The sequence below is a fragment of the Paenibacillus vini genome (assembly GCF_018403325.1).
Taxonomy (GTDB): domain Bacteria; phylum Bacillota; class Bacilli; order Paenibacillales; family Paenibacillaceae; genus Fontibacillus; species Fontibacillus vini.
On the sequence record NZ_BOSL01000009.1, the window covers coordinates 44,743 to 62,586 of the forward strand.

At 52.3% G+C, this 17,844-nt stretch carries 10 protein-coding genes and 1 riboswitch; of the genes, 8 read left to right on the forward strand and 2 right to left on the reverse strand.

Going from position 1 to position 17,844, the window contains the following annotated elements; translation table 11 throughout:
• Position 1 precedes the first annotated feature (1 nt).
• From KJS57_RS14675 to KJS57_RS14685, 3 genes are all read left to right on the forward strand, one after another.
• Complete coding sequence (locus KJS57_RS14675; protein ID WP_213655386.1) at positions 2 to 1,258, forward strand: MDR family MFS transporter; 1,257 nt, start codon at positions 2 to 4, stop codon at positions 1,256 to 1,258.
• A gap of 39 nt (positions 1,259 to 1,297) precedes the next feature.
• Positions 1,298 to 1,975 carry an MOSC domain-containing protein gene (locus tag KJS57_RS14680; protein ID WP_211021571.1) on the forward strand — a complete coding sequence of 226 codons (678 nt, stop codon included), beginning with the start codon at positions 1,298 to 1,300 and terminating at the stop codon, positions 1,973 to 1,975.
• A 208-nt stretch (positions 1,976 to 2,183) separates the two neighbouring features.
• The gene (locus KJS57_RS14685; protein WP_213655387.1) at positions 2,184 to 8,564 is read left to right on the forward strand and encodes an S-layer homology domain-containing protein; all 6,381 of its coding nucleotides are present in this window, start codon (positions 2,184 to 2,186) and stop codon (positions 8,562 to 8,564) included.
• Positions 8,565 to 9,198: 634 nt separating this feature from the next.
• Here the strand turns inward: KJS57_RS14685 and KJS57_RS14690 are convergent.
• Entirely contained in the window at positions 9,199 to 10,203 is a 1,005-nt protein-coding gene (locus KJS57_RS14690) for a hypothetical protein (protein WP_213655388.1), read from the reverse strand.
• Positions 10,204 to 10,419: 216 nt separating this feature from the next.
• Between KJS57_RS14690 and KJS57_RS14695 the strand changes: the two genes are divergently transcribed.
• The 5 genes from KJS57_RS14695 to KJS57_RS14715 all read left to right on the forward strand — a co-directional run bounded on the left by KJS57_RS14695 (position 10,420) and on the right by KJS57_RS14715 (position 15,591).
• A complete protein-coding gene (locus tag KJS57_RS14695; protein ID WP_213655389.1) occupies positions 10,420 to 11,181 on the forward strand; it encodes a methionine ABC transporter ATP-binding protein in 762 nt (253 codons plus the stop codon).
• Positions 11,174 to 11,854 (forward strand): methionine ABC transporter permease, encoded by a 681-nt coding sequence (locus KJS57_RS14700; protein ID WP_211021575.1) that lies wholly within the window; start codon positions 11,174 to 11,176, stop codon positions 11,852 to 11,854. The genes KJS57_RS14695 and KJS57_RS14700 overlap by 8 nt, the downstream gene beginning before the upstream one ends.
• A gap of 55 nt (positions 11,855 to 11,909) precedes the next feature.
• Complete coding sequence (locus tag KJS57_RS14705) at positions 11,910 to 12,770, forward strand: MetQ/NlpA family ABC transporter substrate-binding protein (protein ID WP_213655390.1); 861 nt, start codon at positions 11,910 to 11,912, stop codon at positions 12,768 to 12,770.
• A 190-nt stretch (positions 12,771 to 12,960) separates the two neighbouring features.
• Positions 12,961 to 13,113, forward strand: a riboswitch (FMN riboswitch).
• A gap of 124 nt (positions 13,114 to 13,237) precedes the next feature.
• Complete coding sequence (locus tag KJS57_RS14710) at positions 13,238 to 14,203, forward strand: DMT family transporter (protein WP_211021576.1); 966 nt, start codon at positions 13,238 to 13,240, stop codon at positions 14,201 to 14,203.
• Between the two features lie 182 nt (positions 14,204 to 14,385).
• Positions 14,386 to 15,591, forward strand: coding sequence for a GGDEF domain-containing protein (locus tag KJS57_RS14715; protein ID WP_213655391.1), 1,206 nt, complete (start codon positions 14,386 to 14,388; stop codon positions 15,589 to 15,591).
• A gap of 95 nt (positions 15,592 to 15,686) precedes the next feature.
• Here KJS57_RS14715 and KJS57_RS14720 read toward each other — a convergent pair whose 3' ends face one another.
• Positions 15,687 to 17,822 carry a glycoside hydrolase family 52 protein gene (locus tag KJS57_RS14720; RefSeq protein WP_213655392.1) on the reverse strand — a complete coding sequence of 712 codons (2,136 nt, stop codon included), beginning with the start codon at positions 17,820 to 17,822 and terminating at the stop codon, positions 15,687 to 15,689.
• Positions 17,823 to 17,844 lie beyond the last annotated feature (22 nt).

The window sequence follows — 17,844 nt, forward strand, 5'->3', positions numbered from 1 at the left end:
GATGAAACGATTCTTTGCTTCTCTATCCCAATACAATGCCGTGATCTGGATACGGGTGTTCGGAACCGCTTTATGCGCCACGACTACCTTTATGCTAAGACCGTTTTTCGTTTTTTATTTATCGGATAAGCTGAATGGTTCGATTCTGCTCCCGCTGTTGATCGTGGGTTTACAGCCTCTTGCCGGCATACTGTTGAGCTTTTGGGGCGGGGGAATCGCCGATCGATACGGGCGGAAGCCGGTGATGTTGTTTGCCCTGCTGATTCAGGGGGCCTGCATGCTCGGCTTCGTTTTTACCGACCAGGTCTGGGAGTTCGCCGTGTTGTCCGTGATTAACGGAATGGGCATGCCTATGTTCCTGCCGGCCGCCAATGCACAGGTCGCTGACGTGGTCCCTCCCGAGAAACGGGGGGAAGTGTTCGCCCTCATACATACCGCGATAAATGTAGGGGGAGCGGTCGGTCCATTGCTGGGGTTGCTTATTTACTCCTGGGATCAGAGTACCGTATTTTCGGTTTCGGCGGCTTCATTCCTGTTGTTTGCCATGCTGGTGTGGTGGAAGGTGCCGGAGACGGTGCCCGCTCGTTCAGCTGAAGGCAGTCTGCCGCAGAAAGCGGCAATACCCAAAGTTACGTTCCACGACCACCGCTTGCTGTACTGGTTTACCTTGTTCACGCTGCCGGTGGGCGTGCTGTATTCCCAAGTGGAGACGACATTTCCGCTGCATTTGAAAGAACATTTCGCCAATGCATCGTCCCTGTTTGCCATTTTGATGACGATTAATTCGGTAGTCGTCGTGGCGGTGATGGTGTGGGTTGCCAAAAAAACAGAGCGGCGTACTCCGCAGATGATGATATTGCTGAGCTATGTCCTGTTTGCCGTCGTTGGTGTCGGTTATGGCTTTGCCCGTCATTTTTATATTCTGATATTGATTGAACTTATATTTACGGTAGCGGAAATCATCGGCATGACCCATTTGCAAAAATACGTCTCCGTAATCGCTCCGGCCAACATGCGCGGAAAATATAACGCGATCTTCGGGATGTACATGTCGATTCCCAAACTGCTAAGCCCGCTGCTATTCGGTCTGCTGTTTGAATATTACGGCGGCGGCGTGATGTTCTCGGCGGTTGCCTTGCTGCTGCTGTTGGCCGGTCCGGCGCAATTCCGGCTGATTCAGAATCATCGGAAGAGGGAAGATGCCGTTCCGCTTCCTGCGGACAAAAAGCCCGTGCTGGCAGAAGCTTCACAAGGTTAAACACGAGTCAGTCATAGACCGTAGGAACGGAGGAGATGGATGGTGCTGACATTATTGTCGGTCAATATCGGACAGCCGGCTAGGCTGGTGTATGAAGGCAAAGAGGTCATTACGGCGATTCAGAAATATCCGGTGCAGCACGATCTCCAACTGACCAAACTTATTCTGGAGGGAGACGCCCAGGCTAACCGCCTTCGTCACGGCGGTCCGAATAAAGTGCTCAGCATGCACTCGGCGGAGCATTACCGCTATTTTTCCAAGGTGCTGAATCAGGAGTTGAATTACGGGGACTTCGGCGAAAATATGACGGTCGAAGGAATAACCGAACACGATGTATGCGTCGGCGATATCCTGACTTGGGGCGAGGCCGTGATTCAGGTTTCGCAACCGCGCCCGCCGTGCCACAAACTGGCCAAGCGGTTTGCATCTCCGCAGCTGCCTCTGTGGTTTCAGGAAACCGGCTTTACCGGTTTTTACCTGAGGGTGCTCCGGGAAGGCAGGGTGAGTATCGGACAACCGCTGGCTCTAATGGAGAGGGATCCGGCGGGAATCACGCTGGAAACGGTCAACCGCGTTCTCTATCATGACCGGATGAATATGGAGCTGATCTCCGCTATTTTGGCGGTGGAGGCCTTGTCGGCAAGCTGCAGAATCACGCTGGAAGAACGGCAGAGAGGAATCGACAACGATACCGAGCGGAGATGGATCGGCGGCTGAAGAGGCGTGATATGACCATGGCCTGATTTGAATATTAAAAGGGTTGCTCTTACGGAAATGACGTTCCGCGGGGCAGCCCTTTTTATGTGTAACGATGCGGAATCCATAATAATGCACCTTTTTTCCATACAAACGCACACCGGAGTGAAAGCGCTTTTAACTTAAGATGGAGAAGAAAATACCTATAAGATAAAGGAGGTCAATGCAAATGAAAAAAATCAGGCCGATGATTGCGGGATTGCTTGCCGTATTGTTGATATGGTCCGCATTCCCCGCATATCCGGCACAAGCGGCTGCAGGCGGTACGGGAGCCGGAGACATTCCCGCAGGAAAAGTGATGATCAAGAACAAATGGAAAAGCAATTATTTGTACGAGGATTCGAACGGTATCGTTCGGTATGGGCTCACCAATCCCAGCGACGAGTCGGCTCACTGGATCGTGGTGACGGAAGGCGGCATTTCGCGAATCCAGAACAGCAAGACTGGCAACTACATATCTCTGGCTCGCACGACGCAGCGCAATCAGCCGCTAACCACAACTGCATCGTCGGATACCGCTGCGGAACAATGGATCATAGACAAATCCAACCGGGACGGGTTCATGGTTGTCCGCAGCGCAAGCGTGCCGGAAGGAAATCTGGTCATTCACGAAGAAGACCAGCTTGGCTTTGCCGAAGCCAGTTCGGACATTAACATTACGTTTGAAAGCCCGCAGTGGGCTTTTATCTCCGTCGATGATGCAGCGGTTCGTATCGAAAGTTTGATGCGTCCCGGGAGTGTCATTTTTGAGCAGGACGGACAAGTCAAACACGGCGTTAAGGCGGCCGATGATCCATCCGCCCAGTGGCTCTTCGAACAGAACGACAGCGGGAAGATCACCATCCGCAATAAGGCGACCGGACATGTAATTTTGCAGAATGAAACGACTTGGGCCGGGATCTTAACCGGTGATCCCTTACCGGATAAACCGGGCTTAAGTTTGTGGAATATGAGGGATGCGACCGGCCAGCCGGGGTTCGTCGTGTTCGAGAACGCAGAAATGCCCGGAAACTATATGAATCCGCAATTCCCGGACGATGATGACGTCCGCTCTAACGATTGGGCGGGCGGAGCCGACGGCGTAAACGCCTTATGGAAGGTCAAGCCGGTGTCGGAGTTACCGGCGGTCCGGATCGGGGCTTATAGTGATGCCAAAGCGGCCACCGATTTTCTTTATGAGGATAATGGAACGGTGAAGCATGGCGCCATTAGCGGCGGAAGCGGGTCTTCCGACGACCGGTATTTATGGATCGTGGAGGATTATGATACAAGCAAGCGAATCCGGAATGCCGCCAGTAATCATTATTTAATCACCGACGGTAATCACCTGCTGACCGGTCCCGTCAGCGTGACGGATGCGACGTATACATGGTCGCTTACGGCATCGGAAGATTACGATGATTATCGAACGATCGAAAACAAAGGACTGCCCGGACAGTATATTACACTCGGAGCTGGCGATAGCGTGATTGTCAGCGGAGATGCCGGAAGCCTTGGAGCGCAATGGGAAATGATTGATCCGTCCCTGCCGGTGGATGGGTCAGACGCTTACATTCGCATTCAAAATTCCTGGCAGCCTTTTTATCTCTATGAAAACCAGGACGGAACGCTGAAATACGGAAATTCCCGGGAGGACGACCAGCGTGACCAGTGGCTTGTAGTCAAGCATCAGGGACGCAAGCTGTTCCAGAACCGGGAGACCGGACATTACATGAATATTGCCGATATGCCTGACGGTCATATCCAGGTAACTGCGCTCGCAGATCCCGGAAACGTACCTGAATCCTATATTTGGAGCGCCAAAAACCTCGGCGGCGGTACTTTTGTAATCAGCAGCGTGACCGATAAAGTGCCCGGGGAACCTTTCAGCAAATTCATTTCGCTGCAAAATCTGACCAAGTATGCGGAGTACAGCGTCATTAATCCGAATTGGGGCAGCCCGCAGTGGAGATTTATCCCCGTAACGGAGCAGACCAATCCGTATTTCCGTTTCCAATTGAAGAATAGCGGTGGGCTCTACTTAAAAGATTCGGAAAGTGCCCAGTCCGTTGCCGATGCGACATATGGGGCGCCGGACGACTATTCGGTCTGGTTCTTGCAGCAGTCAGGGGGCAGCGGTGCGGTCATCATGAAAAATAAAGGCAGCGGGCGATCCCTGTCCATACAAAATCTGGCCGATGCGCAGGTGGAAGCCGAGGACGAGCCGACGCTTCCGGTAGAAACCCGAACCGAGGTATACGAGGTCTGGGGAAGCATTAAATGGGTGGTCGAACCCAAGCCGGGAACGGATGAAGTGACCATCAAAAGCGGCTGGACCGGACATTACCTGTATGCAGCCGAAAATGAAGAAGGAAGTCCGGTTTTCAAAGTGAGCAGGGCACCCGGAGCGGGTGAACGGGCCGAAGCTGCTTTTATCGCCGAACCCGTGACGATTCCGGAGCAGCCTATTCCGGATACGCCGGTAAGGATCAAGAGTGTAACGGGCGACTCCTATTTGTATGAAAACCCGGGAGGCGTGGTGCTGTACGGGAATTTGGAGGCGGACAACGGGTATTCCCATTGGACGATCCTTGCACAGGATAACGGTACAATGCTGATTAAGAACCGGGCGACGGGTCATTATCTAACCTTGACCGAAGACTATACTTTTTTGGAGAGCAGCTCCGATTCTCCAGCAGTTGACGGCGCGTCATCCTGGTCGGTGACGCGGGCCGAAGACGGCGTTAATGTGACGATGCGCAGCCAGTATGGCAATTACGACGACGAATATATCCATGTGCAAAATAATACCGGATATGCGGAACGCGGGCTTCTCCCGTCCTCATGGGGCTCGGTGCAATGGAGTCTCGTCCCGGCGCCGGAAGAATTCGAGACGCCCGAGATGGCGGAGCCGCGTAATCTGAATACGGCTACTCCAACACAGGACGATACAAACAAAATCATGATTTCGCCCAAGGATCAAAGCGGTAAAGTCCTGGCCGACTCAGGCGGTAAATTGGTCTACGCCGACGCGGCAAGCGCAAAGACGTCCGGCGAATGGCTGATGCAGGATTTCAATGGCCGCCATTTGATCAAGAACATCGCCACGGGGCATTATCTGGCGCTGAATGATAAGAACGCGCCAGCAATTGCCGCGTCCGGCAAATCCTTGGATTCGCAATGGGTTGTCGAGGAGAAATTAGGTTACTTCACATTATCGAATTCAAAAGCCTCGGGGAAATTGCTGGACACCGCGCAAGGAGCGGATTATGGAGAAGGCGCATCCCAAGCGGAAGAATTATGGCGGTTTGAAGCCGTGGCTTCGGACGTGAAGTATCTTGCCTCGGATGCCTTTAACGGCGACAATGTTCTTCGCTTTGCCGTCCATAGTGATCAAGCCGGGGAATACGACGGCATTATCCGCTACCGAAATGTCTCTGGTGCAGAGGGGCGGCTTCAACTTGTCGTCAACGGCTATCCGCAGCAAGAGTTGTCTCTCGCGCAGGAAGGCGGGTGGAGAACGGCCGGGGTGAAGCTGAATTTGCGCAGCGGCATGAACTCGGTTTCGCTGGAAGGTACGCAGGGAGGTCAAGACATTACAGCCATCGACTCCCTAACGGTGAAAAATAGCGTGAACAAAAAATATCGCGGAGCTACTGTGTCATATACCAGTTATGAAGCGGAGGATGGTGAGAGTAACGGCACGATCATCAAGCCTTCGCGTAAATTCCGCAGCATCGCTTCCGAGGCTTCCGGACGTCAGGCTGTGAGCTTGAATCGGAGCGGCGATTTCGTCGAGTTTTCACTCGCCAAACCGGCCAATTCCCTGGTGCTCCGTTATTCGATTCCGGACAGCGCCGACGGGCAAGGCGCGGATGAAACCTTGTCCTTGTACGTGGACGGCGTATTCAAACAAACTCTGCGTCTGACTTCCAAATATGCCTGGGAATACGGCAGCTATCCTTGGTCGAACGATCCGCGTCAAGGCAGCGGACACCGCTTCTTTGATGAAATTCATGCGCTGATCGGGGACGTCCCTGCTGGTGCGGTCATCAAGCTGCAAAAAGATGCAGGTGACCGGGCGGAATCCTACGTCATTGATCTCGTGGAAATGGAACAGGTAGAGGATGCGTATGGAATGCCTGCGGAAGGATTCTTGTCCGCAACCGATTTTGGGGCGGTTCCGAATGACGGCATGGAGGATACTGCGGCATTTAAAGACGCCCTGGCGGCTGCGGCGAGCCAGGGGAAAGGCGTCTGGTTCCCGGAAGGCACGTTTGATTTCGGCGATGAACTGCTGGATCTGGAATCGGCGGTGATCCGTGGTGCGGGAATGTGGCATACGACTTTGAACGGGGCTAAATTTATGGGGCATGGAGGCAAGGTTGAGGTCTACGATTTGCTGATCGACGGCGGTATTAACGTCCGCGATGACGAGGCTATCACGAATGCGTTCCATGGGGCGTTCGGTCCGGGTTCGGTCATCCAGCATGTATGGATTGAGCATACGAAAGCCGGTCTCTGGCTGACACAGCCGATCGGAGAGGCCGCTCGCACGAACGAATTGTACATGATGGGACTTCGTATCCGCAATCTGATGGCGGATGGCATCAACTTCGCGGTAGGTACCGGAAACAGCATGATGGAGCAGAGCGACATCCGTTACCCGGGGGACGATGGCATTGCCATGTGGTCGTTCACCGACCCGAAGCTTAGCGAAGTGAACGGGGCGGAGCGGACGCCTAGCGTAAACAATACGGCGCGCTTTAATACGGTTGCCTTGCCGTGGTTGGCCGATAATATCGTCATATTCGGCGGTAAGGACAACAAAGTACAAGATAATCTAGTAAAAGATACGGTAACGAATGGGGCGGGCATCGCGGTTTCGACCCGATTTAACGCGGAACCGTTCGAAGGAACCACGGTAGTGGAGCGCAATACGCTAATCCGCACCGGCAGCTACGATACCGGATATGGCGTTAGCCTGGGGGCGTTGTGGTTATTTGCCGGGGAAAGCAATATGAATGGAAAAATCGTCGTTCGTGACAATGTGGCGAAGGACAGCACGTATTCCGGTCTGATCGCGCATGGGGATTTTGCGATGAACGATGTGTTGCTGCAAAATCTGGTCATCGACGGTGCGGGCACCCATGGCGTTGAGGTAACGCCGAACCTGAAAGGCTCCGCCACGGTCGACAATGTCATCGTACGCGGCGACCGGATGAAGATGGTGTCTAATCCGGCGGGGGGATTTTCGTTCAAGGAGATCAACCAGGGCTTTGCTTCCGCTAAGAAGCCGGACATTGATCCGGGCGGTCCCGAGCAACCGGGAAACCCGGGGAACAACGGCGGAGGCAACGGTAGTGGGGGCGGGGGTGGCAGTTCAGCTACGACGCCATTAACAACCGGGACCACTTCCTTTGACGACCAATTGAAAGCAGCTCTTGCATCCGGCCAAAGCCGGATTGAAATTAAGACGGACGATCAAGGAAATGTAAGCTTCAATGCGGGCGCTCTTCTTGCAGCAGTTTCTTCCCGTCCGGACGCTATTCTGTCGGTAGTCGATACCGCAGCGAAGGCGGAGGTTCGCTTTCCGTTAAGTTATGTGGAAGGCATTTTGAACCAGGCTGGGGTTGGCAATGCCGATCAGGCGGTCGTGAAGTTCAGCTTGACGAAGCTTACGGATATTGAGCAAGTGCAATCAGGCATTACTCAAGCAGCAATCAAACAAGGCTTTAAGCTGCAGGGAAATGCCGCTGAATTTAAGGTTTCTGTAACTGAGGGCGTAAAAGAAACGCCGATCTCCCGATATGCTCCCGGATCTGTCCAACGTCTGCTTACGCTGGAAGGAACCTGGAATCCGCAGACCGCGGTCGGTCTTCGCTACGATCCTTCCACCGGTACGCTCCGTTATGTGCCGGCCTTGTTCCAGGCCAACCCGGACGGATCTACTACGGTTACGTTCAAGACCGACGCGAACGGAATATTTACCGTGGCGGTGAACGAAAGGACGTTCTCCGACCTGACCGGCCACTGGGCAGGCGGGGATATTGGGAAGCTTGCTTCCCGGATGATCGTAAACGGCTTCCCGGACGGCCGCTTTGGACCTGGGCAATCCGTGACGCGAGCCGAGTTTGCGGCGATGCTGGTACGGGCGCTGGATCTGCGCAGCGATCCTGACAGTGGCCGCTTCGGGGATGTGAAGCCGGGCGACTGGTTCCAGGAGGCAGCTTCTGCGGCCGCCGAAGCCGGCCTGATTCAGGGATATGCCGACGGAACCTTCCATCCAAACGCCGCAATTAGCCGTGAAGAGATGGCAGTCATGGCGGCGCGGGCCTTGAAGCTGCTTGATGCGAATGGCGATTTGCCACCAGCCGCCCGTCCTGGCAGCTTCCAGGACGCTGCCCGAATTCACGATTGGGCGCGCGAAGACGTGCAGACCTTGCTTGATGCAGGAATTATGCAGGGGCAATCGGAGGAACGGTTCGCACCGCAAAGCATCACGAGCCGTGCGGAAGCGGCAGTCGTATTGTCGCGCCTGCTGGTGCGGGGACAGTATATGAATCCGTGACAGGGCGGAAAATCCATCCGCCGTCGCCAAAAATGAAGAAAGACCGCCGGAGCAACCTGCTCCGGCGGTCTTTTTGTTAAGTATCTGCTAAGTTTGCGGAGCAAACTAACATCTCTCAATCCCAATCTAACGGACACCAGGGCCGTTATTGGATCGAAAATGGCTGCTTTGCAAATCTAACGGACACAGAGGCCCTTAACTCTCTCCATTGCCCCGAAAATAGGTGTTCAACAAGCATTTAAGGGCCGTCATGTCCGTTAGAAATTGAAATGCCTTGATTTCGGCGTTTTAAGGGCCGTGGTGTCCGTTAGCCGAGGCCACGCGGAGGAACCAACCGCCATTAGGGATTGACACTTACTTTCCATGCCTTTCGGCTGCACCTTGCACTCCCAGCGCTAATCTCAATCTAACGGACACCAGGGCCGCTAATGGAACGAAAATGGCTGTTTTGCGAAGCTAACGGACACACAGGCCCTTAACTCTCTCCATTGCCCCGAAAACATGCGTTCAACCGGCCTTTAAGGGCCGTCATGTCCGTTAGAATTTGAAACGCCGTGATTTCGGCGTTTTAAGAGCCGTGGTGTCCGTTAGCCAAAAAAGTCTGTTCAAGCCTCACTCGGTCAATTGGCCTGGATTATTCGTAATTGAGCGGAACGAGTTCATTGCGAAATTGCTCCAGTGATTCCGTGAGTTTGTATTTGTTCTTTGCTGCTTCATCCATGAAGGCCTTCAGCTCATCCAACAGCGGACTAGATCCGGAAGCGGCTTCTTTAAGCGCCGATTCGTAAGCTTTTTGAGCGTCCGGTTCCATTTGTTTATTGTCGTACCCGAATAACGGGGTATTGTTCGCACCGTAAAATACGGTCGTCGTGTAATTGATAAGCATGGCCTTCACTTCTTTAATTCGCTTGGAGTCCGGGTATTGCTTGGTGAAGTTTTCGGCGGCAAGTGCCCGGGTCAGGAGTTCATCCCAACCGATGACAAGCGCGGCGTCCCGAAGCGAACGCTCTCCGGATTCCTTCGCCTTTAACTGCAAATAATCCTTTACATCTCCGGTGGCTTTGTTGGCGTACGCCGCGGCTACTCTGTAATCGGGATCCGGATTGAACATGCCTTCGGTCGGATCAAGCTGGTAGCCGCTGTTCTTGGTCTCCGTAAACAGGGCCTTCAGTTTTTCGTCAGTTGCCTTGCCGATCAATTCGTCCAAAGAATCGCCGATCTCGAATATTTTTCCAATCCTCTCCTGAGTATCCCCTTCGTAAAAACGGTCCGCGAGGCCTCCCAGCGCCGCAATCTGGGCATCTTCCACCGACAACAACAGATGGGAAACCCGCTCAGGGGTTAAGCTGTTCACATGCTTTTCAATAAACTCGAAAGCTTCCGGAAGCTTGTTGCCTTCTTGTTGGAGCAAGGCGTCAAATTCGGCGACCAATTGATCCTGCGCCGCTTCCGATTCCTCCCCGGCAGCACCGTTATTTCCTGCTTTGTCGGAATTGTCGTTTGGAGCGGATGGGGTGTTTTCTTGAAGCGTATTTGTGTCGTTGTTTTTTGTTTCCGATTTATCCCCGCATGCACTGAGGGTAAGCGCGGCGGAGAGAATCAAGGCCGCAATGAGCTTGCTTTTTTTCAAGTTGGTCATGTTGAAATTCTCCTCCTTGGGTGTTGGTTTCTTAAGTATTCTTTAAACGCATTACGGATAATAAATGTTTCAAAGTTTATTTTATATATGAAAATATAGCTCACTATTAGTGACACAGAAACTATAATGAACTATAATCAAAAGGAATTATTCGTTATAACAGTTTTAAAAATTAATAATACAATTATCTCTGGAAAATGTGGTGAGGTGTATTGCATGATTTCGCTTCATGAAGTCAGTAAAAGCTACAGTTCCGGCGAGGGGATCTTTAAAGCCGTCGAATCGGTTTCCCTTACGATCCGTGAAGGAAGTATTCACGGAATTATCGGCCCCAGCGGTGCGGGCAAATCGACGCTGCTGCGCATGATGAATGTGCTCGAGCCTCCCGACAGCGGAAAAGTAATTGTCGGCGGACAGGACCTGACCCGGCTTCCGGAAAGTCAGTTAAGGGTGGCTAGACGATCCATGGGCATGGTATTCCAGCAGTTTCATCTGCTCCATAACCGGACAGTAAGCGGAAATGTTGCCGTCCCGCTGGAACTTGCCGGGATGAGCAAGCGGCAGCGGAAAGAACGGGTAGAGGAATGTCTGCAATTTGTCGGTTTGCAGGATAAGGCGAAGCAGTACCCGGCCCGACTCAGCGGCGGACAGAAGCAGCGTGTAGCGATTGCCAGAGCGCTCGCCCATCGTCCCGCCGTGCTGCTTTGCGATGAACCGACCTCTTCCCTGGATTCCGTCACGACAGGAGAAATTCTGAATGTTCTGAGACACATCAATGAAACGCTGGGGGTAACCGTTGTTATCGTCACCCACGAAATGGATGTCGTGAAAGAGATCTGCCATGAGGTGTCGGTAGTGGAGCAAGGGCGGCTAACGGACGGCTTCGCGCTGGAGGAGCGTACCGCAAGGAATGTCCCACGCCATAAGCCGTCCTACCGGGAGTTGTTGCTTGGGAAGGCAGGGGTGTCTGATGTTTGACTTTTCCTTGATGCTTGAGAAGTTCATGGACTTTCGAATCCAGATTGCCGAGGCGGTCGGTGAAACGTTTCTTATGGTCGGAATCTCGGTCATGGCGGCCATATTGCTGGGACTTCCGCTGGGAACCATGCTGTATCTTACCGCCAAAGGCCAGCTCCGCGAAAACGCGACCTGGTCCATGATTCTCAATGGGTTCGTGAACATCGTTCGGTCGTTTCCGTTTCTGCTGCTTGTCGTTTTTATGATTCCCTTCACCAGATTCCTGGTGGGAACAGCGATCGGGACGATTGCAGCCTCCGTGCCCTTGGCAATCGTGTCGATTGCAATTTATGCGAGGCAGGTGGAGCAGTCGCTGTTTGAGGTCCCTCGCGGGGTAGTGGAAGCCGCTCAATCGATGGGAGCCTCGAAGCTGAAGATCGTTTATAAATTTCTCTACGTCGAAGCCCGTTCCGGCCTGGTGCTGGGACTCACAACATCGACTATCAGCTTTATTTCATACTCGACGGTGATGGGCGTTGTGGGCGGAGGAGGAGTCGGCGATTTTGCCATCAGGTACGGGTATCAGCGATTTGAGACAGAACTGATGGCGGCGGTCATCGTGCTGATGATCGTTCTGGTTCAATTGATCCAGTTTACCGGCAGCCTGATTTCGAGATGGCTGGATAAAAGATAAATGGTAAAAGACAAAAGATAACTAAACCATTGGAAGGATGTTGGAGATGCTGAAAATGAACAAAAAGTGGATGTTAGGACTGTTAGTTCTGGTAATGGTAGCCGTAGCCGGTTGCGGTAACGGAAATACCAAGGGGGCGGGGAACGCAGAGCAAAACGGCGACACCTCTACGGCTCAAAAAGGGGACGGCAAGGAGGTAACGTTGAAGGTAGCTACGCTGATCCCGCCGATGACGGATATTCTGGAATTGGTGAAGCCGCTCCTGAAAGAGGATGGCATCAATTTGGAGCTGGTGGTGCTTTCCGACAATGTTCAGCCGAACGACGCGCTTGCAAACAAGGAAGTGGACGCGAACTTTTTTCAACATGTGCCTTATATGAATCAATATAATGAAAGCACGAACAGCGAGCTTGTAGCGGTACAGCCTGTCTATCATGCGGTCTACGGTGCATACTCGAAACGCTATAAGAAGATGGAGGAACTTCCTGAAGGAGCTACGATCGTCATTGCGAATGATGCGACCAACGCCGGACGCTCGCTCGTCATGTTGGAGAAGGCCGGTATCATCAAGTTAAAAGAAGGCGTGGGAATTAACGCTACCGTTGCCGATATTACTGAAAATCCGAAAAAATATAAATTCGAGGAAGTGGATCTGTTGATGCTGGCCCGGATGCTTGATGACGCCGATATGGTGCTGATGACTCCGGCCTATGCGAGTCCGATCGGCCTGACGCCTAAAAAGGATGCATTGCTGGTCGAAACGACGGAATCGGAATTTGCGATTACGATGGTTGCCCGTGCGGACAATAAAGATTCCGAGCCGATCAAGAAGTTGGCGGAGCGCTTGTCCGGTCCTGAGGTGAAACAGTTCCTGGAATCACAATACAGTGAAATCGCCATTCCGGCATTTGAATAAACCAGCTCACTTTCAAAAAAATAGTGGGTTACAAAAATAAATTATAATGCTATAATGGTTGCAAATAAGGGTTATTTTCATAAAATAAGTCATATATATTTTCAATGTGATGATTGTTACAGAGAATGAGGATATGGTGCAGTAATATGAAGGCAACCTTTGAAATTTAAAAAATAAAAATACAATGAATATGGATCTTCGGGGTAAGGTGAAATTCCTGACCGGCGGTGATAGCTATTTTGAACGATAGCTTTAGCCCGCGACTCGCTATTCCTTTTGGAACGGCGACTGACTTGGTGAAATTCCAAGGCCGACGGTAAAGTCCGGATGGGAGAAGATCATTAATGAGCATGCGGCATAGAATATGCATTCCGCAAGCTTATTTGATCAGCCCCCGTTTATGTTGACCTATGTCAATTGGCGGGGGCTTTCTGCGTAGACCCCATATTCGAGAAGGAGTCGGGAATATGGAAAATGCATCAAGTGTAAGGGTACAAGTCAAGCCGCTCGCTAAGGCGCAAGGGACCTCTGCAAAAAGCGGGTTCTGGCTGGTCGTATTGGGGGCCGCTCTTTGGGGCGTTGACCCGTTGTTCCGTCTTATTTTGCTCAAATCGATTACTTCGGCCCAGCTGGTCCTGCTGGAGCACATATTGATTGCACTGGTGGTAGCTCCGATCTTGTGGAAAAACCGCCGCGAACTTCTCGGCGTCGGCTGGAAGCAAGTTGGGGCGCTGCTCTTTATATCATGGGGCGGTTCCGCGATCGCCACAATCCTGTTCACGATGGGGCTGGCGAACGGAAATGTCAATGCGGTTCTGCTGCTTCAGAAGCTTCAGCCTCTGTTCGCCATCATCATGGCCAGATTTTTGCTTAAGGAATCCCTGCCGCGTCATTTCTCGCTGTTATTCATTTTGGCGCTGGGCGGCACCTACTTGCTGACCTTCGGCTTCTCCATCCCGTTTGGACACTGGAACGATTTTATCCAGGTCGGAAGCTTGTTATCGATGGGCGCTGCGGCGCTCTGGGGCGGATCGACGGTTATGGGGCGCTTGATGGTCGGACAGATGAAATACGAAACGGTTACGTCGCTTCGCTTCATATTGGCTCTGCCGCTCTTGCTTGTTGTGACATGGAATGAAGGAGCTGCCTGGCATTTGCCGGGGAGCGCATCCGGAATTACGGCCTTTTCCTTGAATCTGCTCGGGCAGGCGCTTTTACCGGGATTGCTCAGCCTCTTGGTTTACTATAAAGGATTAACAACAACCAAAGCATCCGTAGCTACGCTGGCCGAACTCAGCTTTCCGATGGTGGGCGTGCTTCTTAACTGGATCGCTTTTCAACAAATCATCACCCTGGCCCAAGCGGTTGGATTCATTCTCATCTGGGCGGCATTATTCGCCATTTCCAGACAAAATAATTCTTCACCGGCATAATGGGAATCATATAAGGTTAAGCAAGGCTTTCGACAGGAAAATTGTCGGAAGTCTTGTTTTTTATTTATACTGGTTATTAAAAAGAAGGACTTTTCCTGTATTATAGCGAAAGGTTTGGGTATTATTTCCGTTTTATTTGCATAAACTTCCGACTTGGATAAGAAATGGATGATCTGAACATTATGCCTTTAAATTTAGACATGAAAACCGTGTTCATTTTGCTTGCTCTTGGTCATTTATTTACGGTAGTGCTCATAACCGCATATAGGCACAGGCAGCCGAGAGATACGGCGGTGAACACCTTTTATGCGGCGAAATGGTTCCAAGCGGCCACATGGGGAATTCTCGCTATTCCGGTACTCGGCTCTCAAATGCTTTTTATTTCACTGGCCAATTCGATTTTTCTGCTCGGTACAGCTTTAGAGACGATGGCGCTGCTGAAAGTAACGGGCGGATTCGGCAAAAGGTCCGGACGGTATTATTTGATCCTTACTTTGATATCCATTCTGAGCTATAATTTCGTGGTTCTGTTTTACAATACGGAAGGTCTGCGGATTTCGATCGTTTCGGTGGCGTCAGCGGCGTTCCTCTACCCGCCCGTTTACCGAATGATCACTTCGCCGGAGCGATCGTCCCTAAGCATTCTCATCGGTTATATATATCTTCTCATGACCGTCGGACTGCTTGTCCGAACCGGCATGTCCTGGTTTTCCGTCGAAGCGGTGACGATGTTTGAACCGAACTTTTATCAAAGCTTGTCGTTTCTGTCCTTGTATCTCATTATGACCCTGGGAAATGCGGGGTTTGTTCTGCTGTCCAAAGAAAGATCCGACAGGGAATTGCTTAAGCTGGCCAGTTACGATGATTTAACGGGAGCGTTGAACCGTAGAACGTTTATTTTGGAAGCGAAGCGGAATTTATCCCTATATGAGAAAAAACAAATGCCCGTATCCTTCATCCTGCTGGATCTTGACGATTTCAAAACGATCAATGATACATACGGCCATGATATAGGCGACGAAGTGTTAAGGGATTTTTCGGATAAAATGCGAGGCCAACTAAAGGAAGCCGATTTATTCGGGAGATACGGTGGCGACGAGTTCGCCATTCTGCTGCCGGGAGCGGATGAGCTGAAATCCGATGAGGTGGCGGAATCGTTGAAGCTTTCGGTGGAACAGGCCTCTTGCGGGGGCCGGCCATTCGAATACTCCATCAGCATAGGAATCATTACCGTGATGCCAGGGCCGGAGGTGCCGCTGGAAAGGCTGTATCAATCAAGTGACAAGGCGTTATACAAGGCCAAACAGGCAGGAAGAAACCGCGTGGCTCGCACCCGGCTTGAAGCTGAAGAAAACCAGAAGGGTACGGAAGAGTGGGCAAAACGATAAACCATAAGCAGGGACCGGTCCAGTCATTGTGATGACTGGGGATCCGGTCCCTTTTTTATAGTTATTTCATATTCATTTCTATAGTTGATAGTCCGTTAATGACCCGGTTGTTCATCCAGCCATAGAATGGCGGTTACACCGCGGGGATAATACCGGCTGCCGCAGATAACTCCGGCGAGCATCTGGTCGCTCCAGCTCCAATAAGCGTTCGAATCGGATGTCAGCCATGCGGCATGAGCGGCATCGGCGGCTGCCCCTTGCTCATCCCAAGGGAGTCCCAGAATGTGGCGGGCGATGAACTGGCACAGATAGATTTTGCTGAGCCAGGAATTGTTGCTGGTCGAGGACAGCTTCCAACCGCCGTCTTCGAACAGACAGCTGCCGGGAACCAGCACAGTCTGAAGATGCTGTTTCAGTGCGGCGATATAAGTCCCGAACCGCCCGTTTGCGTCAAGTGCTTCTTTGCATCCTGTATATAGTGGAAACACAAGGCCTTCGATCGCCGGGATAATCCGGGAGTCGTTATTTTCCCCGATCACCGCAGGAATGTAGCCGCCCGGCAGCAGATGCGCGGAGATCGTGCCGGCGCAGCGCTCGGCTTGTTCGCCGGCAAGCTTGGCGTGATCAAGACGCCCGGTTTCCAGAAATAGCTTCTCCATCGCAACATAAGCCGCCCAGCTTTTGCCCGCCAAATAAATGTTGTTACGGGCTTGGCCGAGCGAGACGTCCAGGCTGTCGTAGGTCGTAATTTCCGCGCCGCCCATCGTCCGGGAGCTGTCCAGCCCCATAATACCGCTGCGCTGCGCCGGGTCCGGATGGTCCCGGTTGACCATGCTGTCCAGACATTGCTCGAAAATACCCAAATTGCGGTCCAACCATTCTTTATCCCCGGTTTGTTCCACATAGACGGAGGCGCACAGCACCCAGTTGACCAGCTGCTCATGAGTCATATGGGAGAAGCAATCCTTAATCGCATGCAATTCATAGGACGAATAGCCGGGACGCGAAAAAGAATTGGCCACTCCCATATCATGCGTGAAGCTGATGCCGCCGGGATAAATGGCGTCGTCGCCCGGAAGGGAGACGGTGTCCTCATAGCTGTAACGGTTCACGAAGAGATCGAGCTCGTTTTTAACCGTCCACGGATTCATTTTCAGTTCATAAAACAGCTGATCCACCGTCAAATCGAACGTGTTCATCATCCGGTATTCGCCCTCATTGACGATCCACAGCGCCTTGCCCTGATGGTCCAGGAGCTCCGTCGAACCGTAGTAGCTGCGGATGGCATGGGTCAGCATAAAACGCTGATCCTCATTCAGATGGGATGCTCCGGCGATTAATTCATCACTTCTGCGGGCCGACTCCACTTTTTCCTCAAAATGCTCTAACGCATAGGCTGCCACTTCTTCGATGTTGGCGAAATAACGGGTGTAGTAATAGGAAGCATCCAGTCCTGTAGTCACGTAACCGGCTCTATAGAAGCAAAGCGCAAAGCGGTAGGTGGCTTTTTCGCCTGCCGGCGTATCCATCAGCAGGGCGCCCACGGGTCCCAGTCCGAACCGCAGGTTCTCCTCCGTTTTAGGCTCGAGAATGGCTTCCATCGTGAAAAATCCGGCGCTCTTCACCCGTCTGTCGTTGGTCGCAATCGCGGTATGCCGGCCTTGACCGACGCCGACAATGTCTCCCCCGGTCGTATCTTCCAGTCGTCTGACGGAGGAATAAGGGTCGTTGCCCTGGAAACCGAAGAAGGCTTTGCGGTCAGACGTTCCGCGAGTGTTGTCGACCGTGATTTCCGCCAGTATGGCGGGCATCAGCGCGAAAGCCAATTCCTTATCGTCCGCGGAAGCCGGATCGGGAACGCTGCCGAAAGGCGAGTACAACCGGAAGGTCAAATCATCGGCCTGCCATTCGTCCGTGGCCGCGCCGAACCGGCGTGAAATGGACTCGCGGGGAAAAGGGAGGATCAAAGCGTCGTCTTGATTGCTGCCGTTATCATCGGCATCGTCGTGTTCCGAGGTATAACGGTCACGTTCGTCCTGGCCTTCCCCATAAAAAGGCAGGGCCCGATACCGCTGCTGCCCCTCCTCCTGAAGCCCGATATATATATTCTGGTTTGGCGGGCTGCCAAGCTCCAGATCAAAACCTCCGCTCTTGCCCGGATAACCCAGCGTAAAGCTGGCAAAGGCTCCAACCGGGGAGTGGTGGGCGTTGAAAAAATTATTTTTACCCATCTTGATTACCTCCTGTTCTAAA

Coding starts and splice junctions, on each gene's coding strand:
- KJS57_RS14675 (WP_213655386.1), top strand. CDS start 2: ATGAAACGATTCTTTGCTTCTCTATCCCAATACAATGCCGTGATCTGG.
- KJS57_RS14680 (WP_211021571.1), top strand. CDS start 1,298: ATGGTGCTGACATTATTGTCGGTCAATATCGGACAGCCGGCTAGGCTG.
- KJS57_RS14685 (WP_213655387.1), top strand. CDS start 2,184: ATGAAAAAAATCAGGCCGATGATTGCGGGATTGCTTGCCGTATTGTTG.
- KJS57_RS14690 (WP_213655388.1), bottom strand. CDS start 10,203: ATGACCAACTTGAAAAAAAGCAAGCTCATTGCGGCCTTGATTCTCTCC.
- KJS57_RS14695 (WP_213655389.1), top strand. CDS start 10,420: ATGATTTCGCTTCATGAAGTCAGTAAAAGCTACAGTTCCGGCGAGGGG.
- KJS57_RS14700 (WP_211021575.1), top strand. CDS start 11,174: ATGTTTGACTTTTCCTTGATGCTTGAGAAGTTCATGGACTTTCGAATC.
- KJS57_RS14705 (WP_213655390.1), top strand. CDS start 11,910: ATGAACAAAAAGTGGATGTTAGGACTGTTAGTTCTGGTAATGGTAGCC.
- KJS57_RS14710 (WP_211021576.1), top strand. CDS start 13,238: ATGGAAAATGCATCAAGTGTAAGGGTACAAGTCAAGCCGCTCGCTAAG.
- KJS57_RS14715 (WP_213655391.1), top strand. CDS start 14,386: ATGCCTTTAAATTTAGACATGAAAACCGTGTTCATTTTGCTTGCTCTT.
- KJS57_RS14720 (WP_213655392.1), bottom strand. CDS start 17,822: ATGGGTAAAAATAATTTTTTCAACGCCCACCACTCCCCGGTTGGAGCC.